Annotated in this window: 21 protein-coding genes and 1 riboswitch; of the genes, 12 read left to right on the top strand and 9 right to left on the bottom strand. The window is 38.7% G+C overall.

What is annotated here, in order from left to right; translation table 11 throughout:
• Positions 1–70: 70 nt before the first annotated feature.
• The 5 genes from AC1M9M_RS07685 to AC1M9M_RS07665 all read right to left on the bottom strand — a co-directional run bounded on the left by AC1M9M_RS07685 (position 71) and on the right by AC1M9M_RS07665 (position 5,357).
• On the bottom strand, positions 71–556 hold the full coding sequence (locus tag AC1M9M_RS07685) for a DUF934 domain-containing protein (protein WP_481587188.1): 486 nt from the start codon (positions 554–556) through the stop codon (positions 71–73).
• Entirely contained in the window at positions 549–2,192 is a 1,644-nt protein-coding gene (locus AC1M9M_RS07680) for a nitrite/sulfite reductase (RefSeq protein ID WP_035265542.1), read from the bottom strand. Before AC1M9M_RS07680 ends, AC1M9M_RS07685 begins: the two co-directional genes overlap by 8 nt.
• Positions 2,193–2,422: 230 nt before the next feature.
• Positions 2,423–2,935: a DUF1543 domain-containing protein gene (locus AC1M9M_RS07675; RefSeq protein ID WP_481596046.1), complete on the bottom strand. Its 513-nt coding sequence runs from the start codon at positions 2,933–2,935 to the stop codon at positions 2,423–2,425.
• Between the two features lie 552 nt (positions 2,936–3,487).
• A complete protein-coding gene (gene trpB / locus AC1M9M_RS07670; protein ID WP_092767544.1) occupies positions 3,488–4,732 on the bottom strand; it encodes a tryptophan synthase subunit beta in 1,245 nt (414 codons plus the stop codon).
• Positions 4,713–5,357 carry a phosphoribosylanthranilate isomerase gene (locus AC1M9M_RS07665; protein ID WP_035265546.1) on the bottom strand — a complete coding sequence of 215 codons (645 nt, stop codon included), beginning with the start codon at positions 5,355–5,357 and terminating at the stop codon, positions 4,713–4,715. The genes trpB and AC1M9M_RS07665 overlap by 20 nt, the downstream gene beginning before the upstream one ends.
• Positions 5,358–5,499: 142 nt before the next feature.
• A riboswitch (cobalamin riboswitch) is annotated at positions 5,500–5,715 on the top strand.
• Between the two features lie 37 nt (positions 5,716–5,752).
• On the opposite strand from AC1M9M_RS07665, the gene AC1M9M_RS07660 reads away from it, so the two are divergent.
• The 7 genes from AC1M9M_RS07660 (at position 5,753) to AC1M9M_RS07630 (ending at position 13,361) form a co-directional block, all read left to right on the top strand.
• Entirely contained in the window at positions 5,753–7,600 is a 1,848-nt protein-coding gene (locus tag AC1M9M_RS07660; protein ID WP_481596045.1) for a TonB-dependent receptor plug domain-containing protein, read from the top strand.
• A 96-nt stretch (positions 7,601–7,696) separates the two neighbouring features.
• A complete protein-coding gene (locus tag AC1M9M_RS07655) occupies positions 7,697–8,281 on the top strand; it encodes a cob(I)yrinic acid a,c-diamide adenosyltransferase (protein WP_092767551.1) in 585 nt (194 codons plus the stop codon).
• Between the two features lie 139 nt (positions 8,282–8,420).
• The gene (locus tag AC1M9M_RS07650) at positions 8,421–9,134 is read left to right on the top strand and encodes a glycerophosphodiester phosphodiesterase (RefSeq protein WP_481596044.1); all 714 of its coding nucleotides are present in this window, start codon (positions 8,421–8,423) and stop codon (positions 9,132–9,134) included.
• Between the two features lie 231 nt (positions 9,135–9,365).
• Positions 9,366–10,532 carry an acyl-CoA desaturase gene (locus AC1M9M_RS07645; protein WP_035265557.1) on the top strand — a complete coding sequence of 389 codons (1,167 nt, stop codon included), beginning with the start codon at positions 9,366–9,368 and terminating at the stop codon, positions 10,530–10,532.
• A gap of 148 nt (positions 10,533–10,680) precedes the next feature.
• Entirely contained in the window at positions 10,681–12,126 is a 1,446-nt protein-coding gene (locus AC1M9M_RS07640; protein WP_481591708.1) for a protein adenylyltransferase SelO, read from the top strand.
• Positions 12,127–12,195: 69 nt separating this feature from the next.
• Positions 12,196–12,564 carry an MmcQ/YjbR family DNA-binding protein gene (locus tag AC1M9M_RS07635; protein WP_481591707.1) on the top strand — a complete coding sequence of 123 codons (369 nt, stop codon included), beginning with the start codon at positions 12,196–12,198 and terminating at the stop codon, positions 12,562–12,564.
• Between the two features lie 122 nt (positions 12,565–12,686).
• Entirely contained in the window at positions 12,687–13,361 is a 675-nt protein-coding gene (locus AC1M9M_RS07630; protein WP_481596043.1) for a DUF6988 family protein, read from the top strand.
• Between the two features lie 148 nt (positions 13,362–13,509).
• On the opposite strand, the gene AC1M9M_RS07625 is transcribed toward AC1M9M_RS07630, so the two are convergent.
• Positions 13,510–14,196 (bottom strand): response regulator, encoded by a 687-nt coding sequence (locus tag AC1M9M_RS07625; protein ID WP_092767563.1) that lies wholly within the window; start codon positions 14,194–14,196, stop codon positions 13,510–13,512.
• Positions 14,197–14,214: 18 nt separating this feature from the next.
• A complete protein-coding gene (gene baeS / locus AC1M9M_RS07620; RefSeq protein WP_035265564.1) occupies positions 14,215–15,876 on the bottom strand; it encodes a sensor histidine kinase efflux regulator BaeS in 1,662 nt (553 codons plus the stop codon).
• A gap of 133 nt (positions 15,877–16,009) precedes the next feature.
• Here baeS and AC1M9M_RS07615 point away from each other — a divergent pair, with 133 nt between their 5' ends.
• The 4 genes from AC1M9M_RS07615 to AC1M9M_RS07600 all read left to right on the top strand — a co-directional run bounded on the left by AC1M9M_RS07615 (position 16,010) and on the right by AC1M9M_RS07600 (position 21,360).
• On the top strand, positions 16,010–16,636 hold the full coding sequence (locus tag AC1M9M_RS07615; protein WP_481596042.1) for a hypothetical protein: 627 nt from the start codon (positions 16,010–16,012) through the stop codon (positions 16,634–16,636).
• A 310-nt stretch (positions 16,637–16,946) separates the two neighbouring features.
• Complete coding sequence (locus tag AC1M9M_RS07610) at positions 16,947–18,749, top strand: acyl-CoA dehydrogenase C-terminal domain-containing protein (RefSeq protein WP_180028280.1); 1,803 nt, start codon at positions 16,947–16,949, stop codon at positions 18,747–18,749.
• 170 nt (positions 18,750–18,919) lie between these two features.
• Positions 18,920–20,701, top strand: coding sequence for an acyl-CoA dehydrogenase C-terminal domain-containing protein (locus AC1M9M_RS07605; protein ID WP_481596041.1), 1,782 nt, complete (start codon positions 18,920–18,922; stop codon positions 20,699–20,701).
• A 161-nt stretch (positions 20,702–20,862) separates the two neighbouring features.
• Positions 20,863–21,360 (top strand): phosphate-starvation-inducible protein PsiE, encoded by a 498-nt coding sequence (locus AC1M9M_RS07600; RefSeq protein ID WP_481591704.1) that lies wholly within the window; start codon positions 20,863–20,865, stop codon positions 21,358–21,360.
• 33 nt (positions 21,361–21,393) lie between these two features.
• Here the strand turns inward: AC1M9M_RS07600 and AC1M9M_RS07595 are convergent, their stop codons facing one another.
• Positions 21,394–21,861 (bottom strand): RcnB family protein, encoded by a 468-nt coding sequence (locus tag AC1M9M_RS07595; RefSeq protein ID WP_481590554.1) that lies wholly within the window; start codon positions 21,859–21,861, stop codon positions 21,394–21,396.
• Positions 21,862–22,060: 199 nt separating this feature from the next.
• Between AC1M9M_RS07595 and AC1M9M_RS07590 the strand changes: the two genes are divergently transcribed.
• Positions 22,061–22,507 carry a hypothetical protein gene (locus AC1M9M_RS07590; RefSeq protein ID WP_092767573.1) on the top strand — a complete coding sequence of 149 codons (447 nt, stop codon included), beginning with the start codon at positions 22,061–22,063 and terminating at the stop codon, positions 22,505–22,507.
• A 31-nt stretch (positions 22,508–22,538) separates the two neighbouring features.
• Here AC1M9M_RS07590 and AC1M9M_RS07585 read toward each other — a convergent pair whose 3' ends face one another.
• Positions 22,539–24,002, bottom strand: a complete 1,464-nt coding sequence (locus AC1M9M_RS07585) for a phospholipase D family protein (protein WP_481596040.1) — start codon at positions 24,000–24,002, stop codon at positions 22,539–22,541.
• Between the last annotated feature and the right edge of the window lie 81 nt (positions 24,003–24,083).

Below are 24,083 nucleotides of genomic sequence, written 5' to 3'. Positions count from 1 at the left end.
ATACCTAAATCTTGTTTCCATTAAATAAAAAAGCTGAACCTAAGTTCAGCTTTTTTATCACTTAATAAAATTAAGCACCCGTTTGATAATTTGGTTTTGGTACAGCAGTCGACGCTTGATAAGGTTGAGTAAAGTCGTTTAAACCTGCCGCTGCTTCTGCAATGTCTTTACCTTCTTTAATCACGAAAGTATCGAAACCAGCACGCTTCATGTAGTTCAACACGTCTTTGAATACATCACCTGTTGCACGAAGTTCGCCTTGGAAGCCTTGGCGACGTAACAATGCGGCAAATGAATACCCACGACCATCATTAAAACCTGCAAACTCAATAAAAATTGCATCAAGCTGATCAAGTGGGAATTCATTGTTTTCAGGTGAGGCATCTACGGTTAGGTAAAGTGCTTTTTTACCTGAAACATTGGCAAGCTGGTCTAACTGCTCCACCGTTAAAACCACATCACCTTGTGGCAATACGCCATCTTCACCAATCAGTTGATAAGTATTGTCTGCAATCGTGCCATCCTTAGAGAGCACTTGTAGTGCGGTATTAAGCATATGCACGCTCCTTAAATGGTTGAATTCCTACACGACGGTAAGTATCAATGAACTCTTCACCTTCTTGACGTAAATCAAGATAAGTGTTCAAAATTTCTTCCACCACATCTGGTACTTTTTCAGCAGCAAATGATGGTCCTAAGATGTCACCGATTGAGGCATCATGGTCTGCATTACCACCCAATGTAATTTGGTAGAATTCTGCGCCTTTCTTGTCGACACCTAAAATACCAATATTACCCACATGGTGATGACCACAGGCATTCATACAACCTGAGATGTTCAAGTCCAATTTACCTAAGTTGTAAATTGTATCTAGATCATCAAAACGGCGTGAAATAGCTTCAGAAATCGGAATAGATTTCGCATTTGCCAACGAACAGAAATCACCACCTGGACAGCAGATAATGTCAGTTAAGAAACCAATGTGCGCGCGAGCCAAGTTATTCTTTTCAAGAATCGTCCAAAGCTCAAATAAGTCTTTTTGCGGTACATCAACAAGGGCAATATTTTGCTCATGCGTGGTACGCAATTCACCAAAAGTGTACTTATCTGCAAGATCAGCAATCAAGTTCATTTCTTCAGTGGTCACGTCACCCGGTGCAACGCCTGCACGTTTCAATGAAATTGTTACGATGCGGTAACCTTTCACTTTGTGTGCATTGGTATTGATGTTAAACCATTGTTTGAATTTCGGATGTGTAGCAAACAGTTCTGAGAAGTCTTCATCTGCATAATCTTGGTACGCAAATGGTGTAAAGTTCTGGTCCATTTTCGCCAGAGTATCTACATCAACTTTTAAAGTTTTAATTGTATGCGCAAATTCAGCTTCAACTTTTTCAGCAAAAACTTCAGGTGTTAAAGCTTTTACCAAGATTTTGATACGAGCTTTATATTTGTTATCACGACGACCATGTAAGTTATACACACGAAGTACTGCTTCTAAGTAAGCAATAAGGTCTTCACGTGGTAACCACTCTTTGATCACAGCACCAATGATCGGTGTACGACCTAAACCACCGCCAACCATGATTTTATAGCCCATTTCACCCGCTTCATTGCGAACGATATACACTCCGATATCATGAAATGCTGTTGCAGCACGGTCGATTTCAGCAAGTGCAGAAACTGCGATCTTGAACTTACGTGGCAAGAATGCAAATTCTGGATGGAAAGTTGACCACTGACGAATCAATTCGCATGTCGGTCTTGGATCTTCAATTTCACCAGCAACGACACCTGCATATTGGTCTGTTGTTGTATTACGAATACAGTTACCAGATGTTTGAATCGCATGCATTTGAACTGATGCCAACTCTTGCAACATGTCTGGCACATTTTCTAATGCTGGCCAGTTAAATTGAAAGTTTTGACGAGTAGAAACGTGTGCATAACCACGGTCATACGCTTTAGCGAGTTCAGCAATTTTACGAAGCTGTTTAGAGTTCATCAAACCATAAGGTACAGCGACGCGAAGCATCGGCGCATAACGCTGAACATATAATCCATTTTGTAAACGTAATGGACGATATTCATCTTCAGTAAGCTTTCCAGCTAAATAACGTTCCGTTTGATCACGGAATTGTGCAACACGTTCATTGATCAGTTGCTGATCGAAATCAGTATATAAATACATGGCGTACAGCTAGTAGTTTAATTTTAACGAAGCACAGCATAGCTTTTATTCATCTATCAATAAAATGCGTTTTTTACATATTTAATAGCGGTTTTATTGATATGTAATCACTCGAATCACTGATATATAGACAAACTCTGGATTCCAGTACTTATTCCACATAAAGATTTTATTTAACTATTCTTAGCACATAAATTCATATAGATTGTAAATTTGTTCTTTATTAAAAATTATCCGATCGTGATGTATGTATTTTCCCAGTACCCTTCTTTAAATTGACCATCAATCAATTGCACATAACGACCATGAACTTGATCAATGGCAATACAATCATCTACATCCAAAACCCGATCTGTATGCTGTTTTTGCCAATCTTTTCCAAAGAATAATTTACCACGTTCTTTAGCCGATGCACTATTTAAAGCGGGTACTAATACATAACGATGTAGCTCTCCGAACTCTTTAACGTGGTACCCACCTAAATTAATCAGCCAGAGTTTCATTTCGTTTTCATTCGGAGCTGCATCTGTAAAATGGATTTGGAATTGCTGCTCATTATATTCCACTCCATTCACCTTCGCCCAAGCATCAATATGTAAGCCTTTCTGCTCACCAAACCAAGCATTTTTGAGTTGAGGATAGACTTCTTCTAGTGAATCCCCAACAGCCAAAACCACATCATGCACTTCAGTATTGGCACGTGCATGACGACCACCGAGCATTACAAGAAATAGGCTTGGCATGGTTGATTTCCTTTGGCTTTGACAAGACCATTAATCATACCTGAATTTGGATTTGCCACTACTGAAAAGAATGGATTGGCTGTGTTACTGATTTTTATACAGGGTTTAAAGATTAACCTGACCAATTCAACGATAATAGATACGTGGTGGCGACATGGATGTCCCCCGTTGAGCAGTATTACAAGAATGTAATATCTGCTCAACAGAAAGCCTTCGGTTACTTTGGGCTTTTCCAAAGTAACGTAAAAGTAAGTCCATGAAATAGCTCTTCAAATCTGAATCTCAAATAGATTCACACTCCAAACTGCCTTACTTTTTTTCGGTAAAAGTAACAAAATCATTTTGTATTTCTGATGATACTTGCCTGTATCACAGAAATACAGACGACATCCATGTCGCCGATCCAAAAATCAAATTTTAGGAAAATATTTTAGCTTTTCTAGAGCGCATAAAAAAATCGCATCCAATGGCTTAAATGCGATTTTCTAAATAGCACCTCTCCCCTTACGAAGCAGTGCTTCCCATTCCAAAGGGAGAGGCTTAAAGGGTGAATTACATCTCTACCATTTCCACGCCATCAATGCGTGCAACTGTCATTAAGTCTTTATCACCACGACCTGAAACCGTCGCAATAATAATTTGATCTTTAGACATCGTTGGAGCCAACTTAGTCACATATGCCATCGCATGCGAACTTTCAAGTGCAGGAATAATACCTTCAATCTTAGTTAAGTCACGGAAGCCTTGTAATGCTTCATTGTCATTAATTGGAACATACTCAACACGCTTCATATCTTTTAAGAAGCTATGCTCTGGGCCTACACCAGGATAATCCAAACCTGCTGAAATTGAGTGTGTTTCAATAATCTGACCTTGCGCATCTGACATCAGATAAGTACGGTTACCATGCAGCACACCAACATGACCAGCATTTAATGGAGCAGAGTGTTTGCCAGTTTCAATACCGTAACCAGCAGCTTCAACACCGTACATTTTCACCTCTTGATCATTCAGGAATGGATAGAACAAGCCCATCGCATTTGAACCACCGCCGACACAAGCAACCAATGCATCTGGTAGACGACCTGCTTGCTCTTGAATTTGACGGCGTGCTTCACGACCAATGATCGATTGGAAATCACGTACCAATTGAGGATATGGATGTGGACCTGCAACTGTACCAATCACGTAATAGGTAGAATCGACATTTGTTACCCAATCACGCATGGCTTCATTCATGGCATCTTTTAATGTTTTAGAACCACTTTCGACAGGAACAACAGTCGCGCCCAATAAACGCATACGATATACATTCATCGCTTGGCGTTTCACATCATCTGCACCCATGTATACAACACATTCAAGCCCTAAACGCGCTGCGATGGTCGCTGTTGCCACACCATGTTGACCTGCACCAGTCTCAGCAATAATACGTTTTTTGCCTGATAACTTTGCCAGCAAAGCCTGACCAATCGTGTTATTTACTTTATGGGAGCCAGTATGGTTCAAGTCTTCTCGTTTTAGATAGATTTGTGCACCACCCAACTCCTTTGACCATCGCTCAGCATAATAAAGCGGACTTGGACGACCTACATAAAAAGCGAGGTCACGGTCGAATTCTGCCAAAAACTGTTCGTCATTTTTCATTCGGAAATACAGTTGCTCTAGATCTTCTAGTGCAGCCATTAGAGTTTCTGACACAAAACGTCCGCCATGGATACCGAAATGCCCTTTTGCATCAGGGTATTGGGTATAGTCAATCACTTGATCTTGTTGATTAACGGTTTGCTGATCCACGATGGACTCCTTGCATAAAGCGTTCTACGAGTTGTTGGTCTTTTATACCTTTTGCGGACTCTACACCGCCGCTCACATCCACAGCATATGCTTGTGTTGTAAGAATTGCTTGCTCGATATTGTCAGGGTTTAGTCCTCCTGCCAAGATCAATGGAATATTTAATTTTGGAAATGTTGTCCAATCAAAGCTGTGGCCTGTTCCGCCCTTTAAATCTGGATGCCATGCATCCAACAACACAGCACTCGCACCAAACTTTTGATATTTATTGATTTCTTCAACGATATCTAGTTCTGGTTTTACTTGAATTGCTTTATACCAGCGGCGACCCACTGCCTGAGCAATTTGTTTGCACTGTTCTGGACTTTCATCGCCATGAAACTGCAAAATATCTAAAGGGACTTTTTTAAGTATGTTTTGGATCTCTTCGGCTGAACTATTAACAAATAACCCAACTGATTGCACATAAGCAGGAATCGCTTGAACCAACAGTGATGCTTGCTCAACATCTACGTGTCTTGGACTTGGTGGAAAAAACACAAATCCTATGGCATCCGCACCAGCTTGCACAACAGCTTGGACATCTTCTAATCGGGTAATCCCACATATTTTTGCACGAGTTCGCATCTATTCTAGCTCTAATCCACCCTCATCATAGCCGATCTATCATTTTTGGGCGCTTCATTGTAAAGCAATTTTTTCATCTTGCGTAAAGTTCACTCAGAATATTCGGTGTGAAGATTGTTTAAATGAGAAGCGCTCTTTATACTGCGCTCAAATTGCAACAAGTCAAAGCAATCGCTTTAGGGAAGTTGGTGAAAATCCAACACTGCCCCCGCAACGGTAAAAAATGAAAAGCATTTCTCAATAGATTTCTGATTTTTAGAGATTTACACCACTGCATGTCATATGTGGGAAGGTGGAAATGTAAGTAATCCAGTTACTACATTTGAGTCCGGATACCTGCTTGTTGTGTTCTTCCACTCAATCATTCACGGGGAAGTGAATGTATGGAGCACGTTATGTCTATTCAATGTCAACCAACAGCTTTGGTTGGTGCAATCGCTATTGCGATGGGTTTTTCAACGTCTGTAACAGCAACGACTGAAGCTCAAACTTCTGCAAAATCTTCTTTAAGCACGATTGTGGTTACAGCTTCTCGTAGTGAACAAAATATTGAAAATGTGCCTGCGCGGATTTCAATTATTGAGCCTAAAGTTTTAGATCAATCCCCTATTGTATCTTTACCTCACTTATTAATTAATGATGCATCAATCAATATGGTTCAGACTGGCGGATATGGACAGCAAGCTTCTATTTTTTTACGTGGAACTGAGTCTGACCATACTTTAGTCATGCGTGATGGTGTTCGTTTAAATACACCCTCTCAGGGTTCAGCATCAATTCAATTTATTGACACAACAGACCTGAAGCAAATTGAAGTTCTTAAAGGACCGGCATCTGTACTTTATGGTACTGATGCTATTGGTGGTGTCATACAACTTGTATCTAAAACACCGGTAAAAACAGGTGCATTTGTTACAGGCGAAATTGGTGAAAACAAAACTTATAAATCAATTGTAGGTGCCGACTTTGCTGAAAATGGTTTGTATGCACAAATTCGCGGTCAACGTTTAGAATCTGATGGCACTGAAGTATTAAGCAACAGTAATCAAAAATATGCATATGATCAAAAAGGATACAGCGCAAAATTTGGTGTCGACAAAGAAGCTTTTTCTGCATCTTTAGATTACACCCAAAATGAAGGAAATGGTGCTTACAACTTAAACGGCAATTTAGTTTCCCAAGATTTTCAAAATGAAATTGTGAACTTAAAGGGTAAGGTTAAAATCACATCAGATCTTGAATTAAATGCCCGTTTATCACAGTTTAAAGATGATTTAGACCAAATGGACAAGCCTGACTTTGTTCACAATACCTCTAAAGAAGCTGAAGTTTATGGAAAATGGCAATTCACACCTTCTCAAAATATTCTAATGGGGGTAACTCATAAAAATATTGAAGCAGATATTTTATCTAAAAGTGATTGGGATCCTATGTACGATGTTGAATATAGTCGTAAAAACAACAGCACAGGCTATTTTGCTCAACATCAATACCAAGCAAATAATATCGATGCGCAATTTGGCATTCGCTTAGAAGATGATGAACGTTTCGGCTCACATACCGTTGGTCAAGGGGCTGTAAGATATCACTTTAGCCCATCTATAAGTATCTATACCAATATTGGTAGCTCATTTAGAGCACCAAGTATGAATGATTTATATGCAAAAAATTGGGGTGGCAACCCAAACCTAAAACCTGAAGAAGGCTTTTCATATGAAGTTGGTTTAGATCATAAAGTTACAGAAAACTCCTTAATTTCTTTATCTGTATATCGTAATGAAGTAGACAATCTGATTACTTCAAAAAATAGCACCCTCATAAATGTAAATAAGTCTAAATTTACAGGTGGTGAAGTTTCTTATAAATGGAATACAGATGATTTATTCTTAAATGCTTCATACGCTTATGTGCAAGCAAAAAATGTAGAAACAGATGAAGATTTGCAAAAGCGCCCTCGTAAAAAAGCAACACTATCAGCAGGCTTACAAAATGAGGTTTACGGAATTAGCACTTCTATAGTTGGTAGCTCTAAGTCTAAAAGTTACAGCACTCAATACAATAATCCTGGTTATGCAACCATCGATGTAAATGCTTACTGGAATATAAACCCCAATATTAAACTATTCACTAATATTGAAAACATTGGTGATGTTCAATATGAAACTGAATACTCTAGTGGGAATGGTATTTATTACATCAATGGTGGTCGCCAAGCTTCCGTTGGTGTTACGTTCAAGTACTAATTTCATCAACCTATAGCTAAATACTTTTTGAGGATAATGTCACAGCTGTGGCATTATCCTTTTTAAATTGCGATATCTGAATATTAAGGAAATAACATGGGTCACCGTTTAAGTAAAATTTATACCCGCACGGGAGATACGGGCACTACCGGACTAGGCGATGGTTCACGTGTACCTAAAGATGATTTACGTATTGATGCTTTGGGAGATGTCGATGAGCTCAATGCAGTGATCGGCGTCCTTCGCTCGCATATAGCGATCAGTACCATTACAGATAAATCCGTTTGGGACAATACGCTTGGCCTGATACAACACTGGTTATTCGATTTAGGCGGTGAAGTATGTATCCCGGGCTTTAACTTGGTTCAACCAGTATCAATTGAGTTCTTAGAAAAAGATATTGATCGCATGAATGAAGTATTACCTATGCTCAAGGATTTTATCCTTCCTGCAGGAACTTTGGTCTGTAGCTTTGCACATCAAGCACGTGCTGTCTGCCGTAGAGCTGAACGTAGCGTGATGTCTGTCCATCAACGTGATCAAAATATCCAAGCCACATCATTACAACTTTTGAACCGCTTATCTGATTGGTTATTCGTCGCATCTCGTACCTTACAACGTGCTGAAGGTGGCTCAGAAGTGCTTTGGCAAAAGAATATCAATGAGACAATTGAGCCCTGACCTTAAAAGTGTAAAAAAGGTCTTCATGTTGATTGACCCATCCACTTAAAATGCTTTTTTGATCAAAATTTTAATTTAAAATCGTCATATTTCATTCATGATTTAGCACTAAAATCACCCTGAAATTTCAGGGTGTTTTATGAAAATAATTGGTCATCGTGGTGCGCGTGGGGAAGCACCTGAAAACACCCTCGGTGGATTTCAATATATTCAAGATATTGGTATCCGCGCTGTAGAATTTGACGTTCGTCAACTCAAAGATAATGCTCTGATCGTGATGCATGATGATGACTTTATTCGTACTACGGGCCAAGCTAAACATTTATACGAATGTGATGAGCAAGATTTAGCGCAGTATAATCATGCCGTAACGTGGTCTGAATGGAATAAAGTCGAAACTACACCGCTACTCGACCAAACCCTCAAAATTATTCATAATTTTAATCATATTGAAGTTGAGGTCAAAGCTGTTGAATCGATAAAGGCCGCAGAAAAAATTGTCGATGCCTTAGATCAACAATTAATTGGCTTTGAAGATTCAGCCATTATCACCAGTTTCGATCCTAAAATTCATCAAGCCCTTCAAAAGCAAAAATCAAGGTTTAAGCGTGGATTACTGGTTGAAACCGATATAAAGCATGCAGCCATTGATCAAGCTTTGAAATTTGAATGTTGTCAAATTGGTTGGATGAACGAACTTGCTACAAATGAGATCATTGCATCCACACTTTCCGCAAATTTAAATATTAGTATTTGGACAGTCAATCATATAGATCGTGCGAAACAGCTTAAGGATTTAGGAGTCCAAGGCTTAATTACTGATTATCCCAAGTTAATGATGTCTCACCTATAATATATTTAAATTCATAGCTTTAAGTGATTATTTTTCTCTAATTTATTTTTTGAAATTCGTCCAAAGTCGAATTTATACAATTATGTATTCTGTTACGGTTTAAACAATACAACTGTACAATAATGCTAGTGAACACATGTTCGCCCATGTTAGTATTAACGAGTCTAACCTCACAAATTTGTGAGTGGATTTAGTTTTAACCTATTAAAGGTTCTAGGAGTGCTGTTGGAGATGAATGCTCCCCTACCCAAAGCCCCAATCAACTGGATTGCAGTATTTGCATTGGTGTTTTTACCTATTGTCGCCGTTATTGCGATTCCACTTTATGCTTATCATCATGATTTCTCGCTTGCTGCGTGGATCAGCATGTTTGCGCTGTTGGGTCTGAGCAGTCTTGGCATTACCGCAGGTTATCACCGCTTATGGGCACATCGTGCTTATGAAGCGACTGTACCACTCAAAATCATTTTAATGATTATGGGAACCTTTGCTGTACAAAACAGCATTTTGTATTGGGCCTCAGGTCACCGTACCCATCATCGTCATGTTGATGATGTAGAAAAAGATCCCTACTCAATTAACAATGGCTTCTGGTACGCGCACATCGGTTGGATGCTACGCAACTATCCAGCAGCTGAAGCAAATTACAAAAACGCCCCTGATTTATTGGCTGACAAAATTGTCATGTTCCAAGATAAATATTACATCCCTCTCGTGATTGTCGTTCATGCCGCTATTCTTCTTCCTATTGGATGGGCAGTTGGTGATGTCTGGGGAGTGTTATTGTTGGGTGGTTTAATGCGCTTAATTTTAAGCCATCATGTGACTTTCTTTATCAACTCGCTATGCCATATGTGGGGCAAACGTCCGTACACAGATGAAAATACTGCACGTGACAACTTTGTTCTTGCTATTGCGACTTGGGGTGAGGGTTATCATAACTACCATCATATCTTCCAATACGACTATCGCAATGGCGTAAAATGGTGGCAATACGACCCAACTAAATGGTTGATCTGGACGTGTTCAAAACTAGGGCTAGCAAAAAACTTACGACGTATTCCAAGCTTTAATATTAAAAAAGCTGAGCTTGCAATGAAGTTTAAATATGCGCAACAAGATCTCGCTGTTTACGGCCATAACGTGAATGATGATATCGTGACAGTTAAAACAAAAATTGCTCAAGAATATGAAGCATTTACGCAAACTTTAAATGATTGGGCGAAGCTTAAAGAGCAAGAAATTAATGCCAAAAAAGCAGCTGTTGCTGAAAAAATTCACTTAATGGATAGCAAACTGAAAGTTGAATTCCAATTGGTTGAACAACGTTTATCTCATCATAGAGAGACATTGAACTTATTGGTTCGTAATTTAAAGAAATCACCAGTATCTGAATAACTCATTCAAGAGACTCTTCAGTTACTCCAAAGCTCCGTTGATCGGGGCTTTTTTTATTTTTTCGATACCATTTGCAATGTAGCAGTCACAGTTTTATGTATCGAATTTTGCTATAGTCAAAGTTGTTCATCACATTTTGAAAAATTATATGCAGTTCAATTCTCGCTATAACACACTACCTGCTCGACTGTATCATCATCAACAACCTCTTCCTCTAAAAGGGGCTAAACCTGGTCATTTTAATGAAGCACTTGCAGATGAGTTACTGTGGACTCAAGAAGATAAGATGAACTGGGTAGAAATCTGTAGCGGGCAAAAAACTTTTGCTGAGTTTGAACCTTTGGCGATGGTATACGCGGGTCACCAATTTGGACAATGGGCTGGACAGCTTGGTGACGGTCGCGGTTTACTCATTGCTCAAATCCTGGATCAAAATAACAACACGGTCGATTTACATCTTAAAGGTGCTGGCTCTACCCCCTATTCTCGGAGAGGCGATGGTCGTGCAGTGTTACGTTCCGTTATTCGTGAATATTTGGCTGGACACGCCCTCAATGCCCTAGGTGTTCAATCCAGTAATGCGATTGGTTTTGTATCATCAGATCAAGGTGTACAACGAGAAAAACTTGAACGTGGCGCGATGATGTTGCGTACGTGTGATACACATATTCGCTTAGGTCACTTTGAGTGGATTAATCAATTTCAGCCAGATCTACTGCAAGAATTTACACAAAAGTGCATTGAATGGCACTACCCTGAATGTTTGGAGACAGAACAACCTGTTCTTTCTTTTGCAACTCAAGTCATTCAACGTACTGCGATCATGATCGCCAAGTGGCAACTGATTGGTTTTGCGCACGGGGTCATGAATACTGACAACCTGAATATTACCGGCTCAACTTTAGATTTCGGACCTTATGGTTTTATGGAGCGTTTCCGTCCTAATTGGATCAACAATCATTCTGATTACCAAGGACGCTATACGTATCAGAACCAACCGAGTATCGGGCACTGGAATTTATGGACTTGGTTAAATAGTCTCATTCATCTTTGTCCAGAAAATTATGATCGAGAGCAATGGAAACAAGACTTGTCTTACTGTTTAGAGCACTATGAACCAACGTTCCTGGAACACTATAAACTTGGTTTAAGTCAAAAAATGGGATTACCAAGTTTTCATAAAGATAGCTTTGATTGTGGTATGGCTTTTCTACATATTTTACAAACAGAACAACTTGATTACACCCAAAGTTTTATTCGTTTACAGAATAAAGCGTATGAACAAATCAAAGATGATTGCCTTGATCGTATCGCATTTGAGCGGTTTCTTCACCAATATCTCTCAATACGGGAAAATCAAGACACTGACGATCTCGATCAAGCGATGTTAACAGCCAATCCACACTACGTTCTACGAAACCATATGGCACAGAAAGCAATTGAACTTGCTGAACGTGATGATTTCTCTGAAGTTGATCGCTTGTTCAAACTTCTTCAAACACCATACACCAAACAAGAACATCTTGAACAACCAGAAGACTTAGGCCCTTTAGCTAGCGACGTCCCTGAAATTCAAGTCAGTTGTTCATCATAAGTTATTCACAAACCTCTCTCATTCTGTGGATAATTTAATCATTATCCACAATACCCATTCGTTTTTACTATGCATTTACATCAATTGGCAGCATCACAAGCTTTAAAACTTCCTGAAGTCACTGTCAGTCAACCGTTTGGTGAGGGATGTGATGTTTATAAAATTATGGATAAAGTCTTTTTGCTCGCATTTCATTTACAAGGCAAAGCTGCGATTAATTTAAAAGTCGAACCAGATCGTGGACATATGTTAAAAGATATTTATCCTTATATTCGATCTGGATGGCACATGAATAAACGACACTGGGTTTCAATCTATGATGAATCTGAATTGGATGAAGAGCTTATCAAAGATTTGATCTCCAACTCCTATAATCTTGTGGTATCGAACCTTAAAAAAGCCGAACAAAAGCATATCGCTTTACTCAGAGTCATTTGAATAAAGTTAAAAATTGCTTTTCTATAACAATAATTACGCTAAATTAATAAATAGTAGTAATACGAAAAACTTATTCTATATTTGGGTTATATCATTACAACTCTATGAGTACGATATTCATTATGGATATAGAACAACTTTTTGGATTATCAACTCAGATGATCTTAGAGCTAAAACAAGAAATTATTAATAGTGACATTATCGATTGTGGGCCGCGTTTGGACTTAGTTAAACAATGTATTTACATCTCATTTGAGCATGGGCTTGGAGTAAGTGGTTTATTATCTTCAAATCTACCAACACAAGCTATGATTCTACTTAGATCACAATTTGAAGCTGTAGTCAGAGCATATTGGTTATTATTTCTTGCAAGTAATCATCAAATATCAATATTGCAATTTAGTTACACATTTGAAGAGCAATTTGAATTCGACACATGTCCAATGATTTCTGAAATGCTTGATAAGCTTGGTGCTGCAAACTTACCTGCTCAGCCAATAATTCAGACCCTTTGTGATTTCAAAAAATATCATTTGAAGCAACTTAACTCCATAGTACATACTGGAAAACAGTCATTTACTAGAGATGTTATGGGATATGAAGATGAGATGCTGATCACCTTGATGCGCCAATCAAATAACTTAATAACCGTAGCTGCACAGATAATGTTAAAGCACACAGTTCCTGATAAACAAAAATATATTAGTGTTTTGATCGAAAAATATAGATATTGCTTTTATATGGTTGATGATGTTGATCCTATAGTAAAAGCTAGAGTCGAAGCTTACTTTCAATAAAAATACGATAGCCACCTCTAATAAGCTCATATCCTAACAAAGTTACATGAAAGTTGCATATGAAATGGCCAATTGTAGAGACCCTAACCAAAACCAACGCACCAAAAAAAAGCGAACTTCTAGATTCGCTTTTTTTTATCACAAAGAATCAATCTTCAGGATATTCGAAACGATATCCCACCCCATAAACAGCTTGAACCCATTCATGGCGATTACCTGTTTCCGCGGCATCCGAGATTTTACGGCGCAAGTTTTTGATATGGCTATCAATCACACGATCTGCCACTTCAAAACTGTCTGGGTTGATATGATCCAATAATTGCGCACGAGAGTACACCTGACCTACGTGTTCTAAAAATAATTCAAGAAGTCGAAATTCTGTAGGTGTCAAATTTAAAGATTTGTTTTGATACCAAATTCGTTGTTGACCTTTGTCCATACGGAATAAATTATTTTCTTCAGGTTCTGCTTTACGATCTAAACGTCGCAACACTGCTTGAACACGAGCAACTAACTCTTTAGGGCTAAATGGTTTACAAACATAATCATCCGCCCCCATATTCAAACCAAGTACACGATCAATCTCTTCCGTTCGTGCTGTCACCATGATAATAGGCAAATCAGACTGCTCACGGACTTTACGGGTGATCGTGAGACCATCCATACGAGGTACCATCAAATCTAAAACCATTAGACTTGGTTTACGTTGTAAAAAGCTATCATAAGCCTCTTGACCATCGTGAAACATACTGACTTCAAAGCCAGCTGCTTCAAGATAATCTCGCACCAATTGAGCAAGTTCTACTTCATCTTCAACCAGCATCACATGTTTCATATGTCACCCTTCTTCAATTTAAAACGATTTCTTTGGAAATGTGAGGATGCAGCGCAATCCACCCAATGGTGAGTGGTCAAACTTCAAGGAGCCCTTCATGCCTTGTGCAATTTTGCACGATAATGCTAGACCTAATCCAGTTCCGCCAGTACTACGTGTTCTAGAATCATCCGCTCGATAGAAACGCTCACCTAAATGAGCCAATTGCTCATCAGTAAGACCTAATGGGCTATCGTCAACAATCACCGACCAAGTCTTATCGTTTTCGATCGTATGCACATGAATTCTTCCACCGGCTTCCGTATAGCGAATAGTATTACCGAGTAAGTTGACCATAATTTGTTTAAAACGATCTACATCTAATTGTAATTTCGTTCCATGTCCCTCTGCGCTAATCGTGAGATCGGCTTGTTCAAATTTAGGTTTGAAATTTTCAATCTCATTTAACACGACACTCCAAGGGTCAATTTCATTGAAATCAAAATTGAGTTGTTGTGCTTCAGCTTGTGCTAACGCAGCCAAATCTTGTGTTAATTTTTTCAGACTCGAAACTTGTGCCAACATTGAAGCAAAATGTTCAGGCGTTGGTTTACGTATTCCATCTTGCATTGCTTCAATTTGTGCTTGCAAAACAGCCAGCGGCGTTTTTAACTCATGCGAAGTGTCTGCAACCCACTGCTTTCTAGAGTTTTCATGCTGATCTAGAATCACAGCTAACTGATTAATTTCAGTCGAAAGATCGCCAAGCTCATCGTTACGATTTACTTTCACCTGATGCTGAAAATTTCCTTTGGTTAATTCTCGTGTTGCATTTAATAAGCGTTGAATTGGCTTTCTAAAATAAGTTGCTAATAATAAGGCAGCAACCAAACTCGAAATAAATGTCAGAATATATATTAAAAATAAATAACGCTTTTGATTGCTAAAGAAATTAATACTTAAAGCATCATCTTGATCTAAAACAGGTCTTAGCCCGAGATACCCCACAATATTGCCATCAACTGTGATCGGTCGATACGACACCATATTCTCTGATGGTTCCCCCAAGATAAACTGTTGTTTTGCATCATATAAGGAAAGTCTAGAACTTAAACCCAAGTGATCAGACATAGATATAAATAGTTTCTTGCCCTGCTGGTATTCAGAAGTTCTCAAACTAGAAAGCTTATTTTCATGTGATTTATCAGAACTGTTCGTGGTTCTTGTCTGATTCTGATTTGAACTTAATGGGAAACGCAATCCTTCAAATGGCTGAAATGCAGAAGGTAAATTTTCTTCTAAGACTTTCAGCTCTTCAGGGCTAATAGTTTGCGTTCTTTGTGACTCAATTTCACTAATTAATGTATGCTCTTTGAAATAACGCTGTTGCAATGCAATATCATATTGGCGACGTAACCACCAACGTGATAGTCGATCATAATCATCGGGTGCAGCTTCACCTTCAATTTGTAAAATCTGAGCTTGAACGGCATTTCCCCAATCCTGATAAACAGAGAATACGCCCGCTAAATTATCGATCAGATGATCAAGCTTTTGCATTTCTACATCAGCTACATATTTGGTGAAGTTTTTTTGCATCGTCCAATGCAGCACACTTAAGCTAACCGTCGTAATGAGCAATGTCGTTAACAGTACTGTAAAAAATAAGCGTAGTGCGATTGGTACGCGACGTATATTCAAATTTAACTCACATTATTTCTTCGTTTTTCAGTATTGTATCTAACACTGATTCAAAAAACTCTCCATTGTTTCTTCATCTTTATTATTTAATCTTTACCTATACCGAATCCAAACAACTTTGGGGATAAACATAATGAAAGCGATGAACAAAATTGTATTGGTGACCACTGGTTTAATCAGTATGGGCGCACTTACTGCATGTCAAACAACAACTCAAGCACCTCAAGAAGTTAAAAAGGGTCACTTTGATAAAAAACATCATCATAAAGAACGTTTAACACCTGAACAACGCGAGCAATTCAAACAAGCGCGTGCTGACCGTAAAGCGATGATGCAGCAAATTCGTCAAGCATGCGACGGCAAAGTTGTAGGTCAAACTGTTCAAATCAAAACTGATAAACAAAATATTGATGGTACTTGTCATATCCGTTTCATAGCGGATCGTGCTGATATGAAAAAAATGCATGAGCAAGCACGTGCCCAATTTAAAGCTGAAAAGCCAACTTCGGCCCAAGCTAACCGTTCACAAAAAGGTGAACCGCTCACAGATGCCAAACGTGCTGAGCTTGTTCAAAAATTTGATCAACGTTTGATGCAACAGCAAGTTAGTCAAAATGCAAAACTTCAAGCATGCAATGGACAAACTGACGGTAAAAAAGTTCAAATCAAAGTGGGTAAACAGACTATCAACGGTGTATGTAAAGTTTATTTCAAACCAAATCAACCACTCGTTAAACCAGACTTAAAAAAATCCGCATAATTCAATTCAACTCACTACTAAGTGATTGAATATTAAAAAGGCGCATGTTGCGCCTTTTTTTATGTCATAACTTATTACGTTTTTGACTATTCTGTTCACATATAATTCACGAAAAAACTTTATACTCTAAACACTTAGCCAAAATTAATATTTTTTCTTTGACTTTACAGTCACACAGAATATGGCTATAAAACTTGTACCAAGCAATAACTTATTGCACGATGTAATAGAACAAAATAGGTGTCGTAGATGACACGACATTTTTTATTAGGATTATAAATCTGGTTTAACCAGTATTGAGGAACCCGATATGCCACAATACAAAGCGCCCTTACGTGATATGCAATTCGTTTTGCATGAATTATTAAATGCTGAAGAACACTTTTCAAAACTCCCTGCATTCCAAGAAAACGTAAGCCGTGAGTTGGTTGATCAATATTTAGAAGCTGCTGCAGATTTCTGTGAAAACGAATTATCTCCACTCAACCAAGTAGGTGACCGCGAAGGTTGTACTTGGAATGATGGTGTAGTTACTACTCCAACAGGCTTCAAAGAAGCATATAAAAAATATGTAGAATTAGGATTCCCATCTTTAGCTGCTGAAGAACAATATGGTGGTCAAGGTTTACCAAACTCTTTAGGCATTATCATTTCTGAAATGATCGGCTCTTCGAACTGGGCATGGGGTATGTACCCAGGTCTATCTCATGGTGCAGTTCGTACAATTGAGCACCATGGTACGGAAGAGCAAAAAAATACTTACTTACCAAAACTGATTTCAGGTGAGTGGACAGGTACCATGTGTTTAACAGAATCTCATGCGGGTTCTGACCTTGGTATTATCCGCACAAAAGCTGAACCTAATGCAGATGGTAGTTTTGCGATTTCAGGTGAGAAAATCTTTATTTCCGCTGGTGAGCATGACATGGCGGACAACATTGTTCACATCGTTCTTGCGCGTTTACCAGGTGCTCCTAAGGGAACAAAAGGGATCTCATTATTCATCGTACCTAAGTTTAACTTAACTGCTGATGGTGAAGTTGGCGAGCGCAACGCTGTTCGTTGTGGTTCGATTGAACATAAAATGGGTATCCATGGTAACGCAACATGTGTGATCAATTTTGATCGTGCAACAGGTTACTTGATTGGCCCTGAAAACCGCGGTCTGAATGCAATGTTCACCTTCATGAACACTGCACGTATTGGTACAGCTGTACAAGGTTTGTCTGCTGCTGAATCATCTTTCCAAGGTGCTTTGGCATATGCGAAAGATCGTTTAGCAATGCGTTCACTTTCTGGTCCTAAAGCACCTGAAAAAGAAGCAGATCCAATTATTGTGCATCCAGCAGTTCGCAACTTAATCTTAACGCAAAAAGCATTTGCTGAAGGTGGTCGAGCTCTAGTGTACTACCTTGCTCACTATGCTGATATCGTTGAGAAAGGCGCGACTGAAGAAGAACGTAAATTTGCAGATAATATTCTGTCATTATTAACGCCAATTGCTAAAGCATTCTTAACTGAAGTTGGTTATGAAGCTGCAAACAAAGGCGTACAAGTATTTGGTGGTCACGGCTTCATTTCAGAGCATGGTATGGAGCAAATTGTTCGTGATACACGTATTGCTTGCTTATATGAAGGTACCACTGAAATTCAGGCACTTGATTTGTTAGGTCGTAAAGTACTGCAAACTCAAGGTGCGATGTTGAAAGATTTCACCAAAATCATTCACAAATTCGCTGAAGCAAACAAAGATAATGCAGACTTGAAAGAGTTTGTTGAACCTTTGGCTGCACTCAACAAAGAATGGGGCGATTTAACTATGCAGATCGGTATGCGCGCGATGCAAAACCCTGATGAAGTCGGTGCTGCTGCAGTAGATTACCTATACTTCTCTGGTTATGTAACGCTAGCATTCTTATGGGCTCGCATGGCTCAAGTTGCTCAACAACAACTTGCAGCAGGTTCAACTGAAGTTGACTTCTACAATGCGAAAATCACAACAGCTCGCTTCTACTTCAAGAAGATCCTTCCACGCGTTCGCTCACATGTTGACGTAATTGCAGGTGGATTAGAACCATTAATGACTTTAGATGCTGAACATTTTGCATTCTAATGATCCATATTAAATATGTGTAAAAGAAAAAGGACAGTCATAGATTTGGCCGTCCTTTTTCTTTATAAATAAATTCGAGATATTAACCTTTAGTCGTCTAACAAGTCCTAATATGCTTCGATAGACTGCTAAGAACTAAAGATATTTAAACAAAAAAAAGGTGAACGAAAATGCCAATCTATAATGCGCCTCTTACAGATATGAAGTTCATTTTGAATGATGTATTTCAAGCTGAACAATTTTGGCAATCAAATGAGAATTTAGCTCATATTGATGCTGCGACAGCTGAAGCTATTTTAGAAGAGATGGCTAAATTCGCTCAAAACGTAACCCTTCCCCTAAATCGCACAGGTGATGAAGAAGGCGCAACTTATAATAATGGATCTGTTACCACACCAGCGGGCTTTAAAGAAGCGTTCCAACAATATGCAGAAGGTGGTTGGATTGGCTTAGGTGCTGACGAAGAATGGGGCGGTCAAGGCATGCCAAAAATGCTGACTGTGCTTGCAGATGAAATGCTTTTTGCAACCAACCCATCATTTATGCTTTACCCACTTCTTTCTGTGGGTGCGGGTATGGCATTAAATAGCTATGCTTCTCAAGAACAAAAAGAAACCTATCTTCCTAAAATCTATTCAGGTGAATGGTCAGGTACGATGTGTCTCACAGAGCCTCACGCAGGTACTGATTTAGGCATTATTAAAACTAAGGCTGAACGTAATGAAGATGGTACTTACAACATCACGGGTACGAAAATCTTTATTACTGGTGGTGACCATGACTTAGCTGAAAATATTATTCACCTTGTATTAGCAAAAACGCCTGATGCTCCTGCTGGTTCACGCGGTATTTCTCTGTTCATTGTACCTAAATTCTTAGTGAATGAAGATGGTACCTTGGGTGATCGTAACCCTGTAGGCCCTGGTTCTATTGAACACAAAATGGGGATCAAAGCCTCTGCAACATGTGTGATGAACTTTGACGGTGCAAAAGGCTATTTAGTCGGTAAAGAAAACGAAGGTCTTGCTGCAATGTTCGTGATGATGAACTATGAACGTTTGTCCATGGGTATCCAAGGTTTAGGCGCTTCTGAATTTGCTTATCAAAATGCTGCTCAATATGCCACTGATCGTTTACAAGGTCGTAGTGCAACAGGTGTGAAATCTCCGAATAAACCTGCTGATAGTATTCTTGTACACGGTGATGTACGTCGTATGCTCTTAAATGCTCGTGCGAACAATGAAGCTTCACGTGCATTTGCAGTATATGTAGGTCAACAACTTGACATTACAAAGTTCTCGACAGATCCAGAAGCAGTTGCAAAAGCAAATAATCGTGTTGCTTTGCTCACACCAATCGCAAAAGCATATTTAACAGACACTGCTTTCAATGCGACACTAGATGCCCAAATGGTCTTTGGTGGTCACGGCTATATTCGTGAATGGGGTATGGAACAATGTATCCGTGATCTTCGTATCTCACAAATTTATGAAGGAACGAACGGCGTTCAATCACAAGATCTAATTGGACGTAAAACGATTAAATGTAATGGACAATTCATCGCAGAATATATCGAAGAAATTCGTGACTTTGCAAATGCATTAGATGCGGACTTAAATTACATCAAAGATGCCACTCTTGATGCTGCAACTGAACTTGAATCGATTACTCAAGTTGTTCTTGAACGTGCTGCGGAAAATCCTGATTATGCGAATGCTGCTGCGGTTGATTATTTACATGCGGTAGGCTTACTCAGCTTTACCTATATGTTTGCTAAAATTGCTAAAGCTGCGAGTGAAAAATCAGGTGAGTTCTATGAGAACAAATTATCTTTGGTGAACTACTACACCCAACGCGTTTTACCTGAATTAAATACACGTTTAGCTCGCATCAAAGCTAGCTCTGAAATCGTGATGGGATTTAGCGAAGATTACTTCACAAATCAATCATAAGTTTTATCTTAAAAAAGCCTGATTCTTCAGGCTTTTTTTTACCTGAAATTTGCTTATTTTCAAAGCAACTCATAATAGTCTTCCCTGCTTAGACATAAGATGAGCATGAATTTTGCATCACTCCAATGAAACCATCAGGTTTTTTCAAAGGAGGAGATGTCATGATTAAAAAAGATATTAGCGTAGAAAAAATCGAATCCTTATTAGATCGTTTTGGAAATCTAGCAGTTGAGAGCTTCCACTATATTGCGCTCTTTATTATTGGCTGCATGGTAATTTGGTCTGCAGGACATACCGTGATTGATATTCTTACGGTAAAACAATATGCAACGATTGATGACATTCTGTTGTTATTTATCTATTTAGAGCTAGGTGCGATGGTAGGTATTTATTTTAAAACCAATCATATGCCCGTCAGATTTCTGATCTATATCGCCATCACTGCCCTGACACGTCTGTTAATTTCAGATATTCAACATGACCATAAAGCTGATATTGATTTAGTCATTATTACAGGATCAATTTTAATCCTAGCATTCGCTATATTGGTCGTGCGTTTTGCTTCTTGGAATTTTCCATCAGTGATCCGAGATAAACACCAAGATAAACCTTTACCACTTGGAAAAACACCACGCCCTGAAGATGATGAGTTGGCTTAGATAAAGATGGCTTAGACAAATTGGATTAAGCATCTAACGATCATTTGGCATCTGGATATATCGACCATTTTGGTATATCCAATGCATTCCAACTTGTGGTGCAGGAAGACCATAACGACGCCAATCTGAAATCAGCATATACTGACTCATTTCAATAGTACCACCCTGCCCATTTACGAAACTTGACTGCTTGCTAGAATATGTCGTCGTGGTCGGTAAAGACTGTTGATAGATCACTGTAATCCCATTCTGCTGCGGATACGCTGGATAAGGAGGATATGGTCGCTGTAATTGAGGTCTATTCTGAGCAAAACGTGGTTGTTGCAATGGGACTGGCTTACTTAGACGATCTGCATTACCAGTATATATTGGAGTCTGTGTTGGTTTTACAGGTCGAACCTTAGAACCTTGGTAATTAGCCCAACTATCTGCAAAAGTATGACTCGTTATTAAAAGAATCACTGAACCGAATAGAGTCTTAACCAATAATGTATTGTTCATCTCTATTACCTCATTCCAAATGTAAGATTACTTTTGTTTTCAACACTCATTCTAAAACTTAAATATAGATCAATCATGTAGAAATCTTGAACATTATTTAAAATTTTAAATTTAATACTTTAGACCTTTTATTTATCTGCATGAGTCTGTTTGTAAATCTGCTAGACTAACCATTTTTAACTTTGCGAGATTATCCACCGTGCCTGAAATGAGTTTTGATCGCCTGCACCAATTTTTTTGTAAAGTTCCGAGTGTCCAAGAAAACTATATCGATTCTTATGGCACTGATGGTGAACATGCATGGTGGTTTAAATTTCAAATCAATATCGACCATGCCTTAGCTTGGCAAACGGTTCAAGAACTTGGTCATGTATTAAATTACATTTCTAAAAATGAACGCCTACCCACTCAGTTTTTACCAGTGTCTCCTCCACCCTATATGAATGGTGAGGCGAAACAATTCTTATCTTGGGTGATTCAGTGCAATCATCCTGATTTTACGCCAGATGTGGTTTGTGATTGGTTAGAAGCACGTTTACCTCAACCTGTTGAGGATGAGTCTAAGTGGAAAATCAAAACCGATATTAAAGAACTCGATCAAATTGATGATAAGGAACTCGATAAATTAGTTCCGCCGAATCCATAAATGAAAAAATCCCTCTTCTGAGGGATTTTTTTTAGAAGGTTGAAAGACCACTCCATTCCATAAATCGATAAATGGCATATTTCATTTTTGAATCTTCTGCATATTCTGAGTAATCAACACTCATTTGCTTACCCTCTAAATTCATCCAAGCAGTATCAAAATACTGTACTGCATCTTTAAAAACTTGCTGATTTGAAGAGCCAATAACACGTAAATCGGTTTCTAAATTATAATTTTTCAAATTACGAGCAGTAAAATTAGCCGACCCCAAAATCAGTTCAACCTGATTTGAACTACGCTTAATAATCATTTTTGAATGGCACTGCTCACCTTGTGTATTACACCAGCGTACGTCTATTCCAGCTTTATAGAGCTCTGTCGCGACAGGACGATTTGGAATACCATTTTTAGTACGTCCAAATGCATCTTTGTTCGGGTCTAGTAAAACACGAACTTCAACACCGCGTTGGTGAGCTTCAATTAAGGCTTCAATAATTTTTCGCTCTGATAAATAGAACATTGCCAAATCTATTTTTGCATCAGCACCTTGAGCAGATTCAATCAGTTTCAGCAGTTCATCATATATTGCCTTTTCTGTCAGTACTTGCACTTGGGGCAACAGTTTATCTTCTGGTACATCTCCCACAATAACCATTGGAATATTTGCTTTAGAAAATAAAGCCACTGATTGTTCAGTTTTTAAAATATCGACAGCTGTATGCCCTTCGACCACAAGTGCTACATTGGAATGGCGTGAGCTTCCATCATGTGGGTTCATCGAAGTCACTAGTGTTTTCCATCCCTCGGATGTATCCACTACGATGGTTTTACGATGGTTCGCTTTAAAATTAAAAAGATTTAAATAACTTCGGATAGTAATTTTTTCTTCCCCGAAAGGATTATTTAACCAACCTTTCTCAGCATTATTTCCTAAACTCTGACAACAAAAATACCAAATGCCCGACCACAGTGGATTTGATGCGCGTAATGGTGATAAATCTGTTTCTATGACATCAATTCCTGCTTGCCTGAGTTGTCGATAGTGCTCTGGGATTATTCCACCATAAACTGAATTTATAGGATCAGTGATTAATTTAATTTCAATATTCGGTGTTAGACGCTTTTTTTGAATGAGTGCTTGGGTCAGTTCTTGTGTTAAGGCGCGATGTCGATTTTGAGACTGACCAGTTTCAGGATTGAACAGAAACATATCTAACACAATTGTAGTTTGCGCTTGCTCAATAAGATTGAGAATTTCATCAAAAATCTGATGCTGCTGTCGCTGACCCTCCGTATCTATATAAGTTTGGTCTGCTAGGAATTTCACATTTGCATGCCGTAATTTACCGGAATAATTAAGCCCTTCTGGTAATGGTTTATAAATATGATATAGCGCTGAGGCTAAATAGCCGATGGTCAGCATACCGAGAATCAGACCAACATAACGTCGGTTTGACCAATTTAATTTTTGGTGAATTCGTTTAAATAGACGCATAACAAAAAACCTAGTCCGATACTTTCAGACTAGGTTTTAATTTACGTTTTTTCAAGCATTAAACTGTTTTTAACACGTTGA

Source organism: Acinetobacter sp. ANC_7503 (assembly GCF_056780035.1).
Note: the sequence above shows the minus strand (reverse complement) of the source record. Positions and strands in the feature narration are given on the sequence as shown.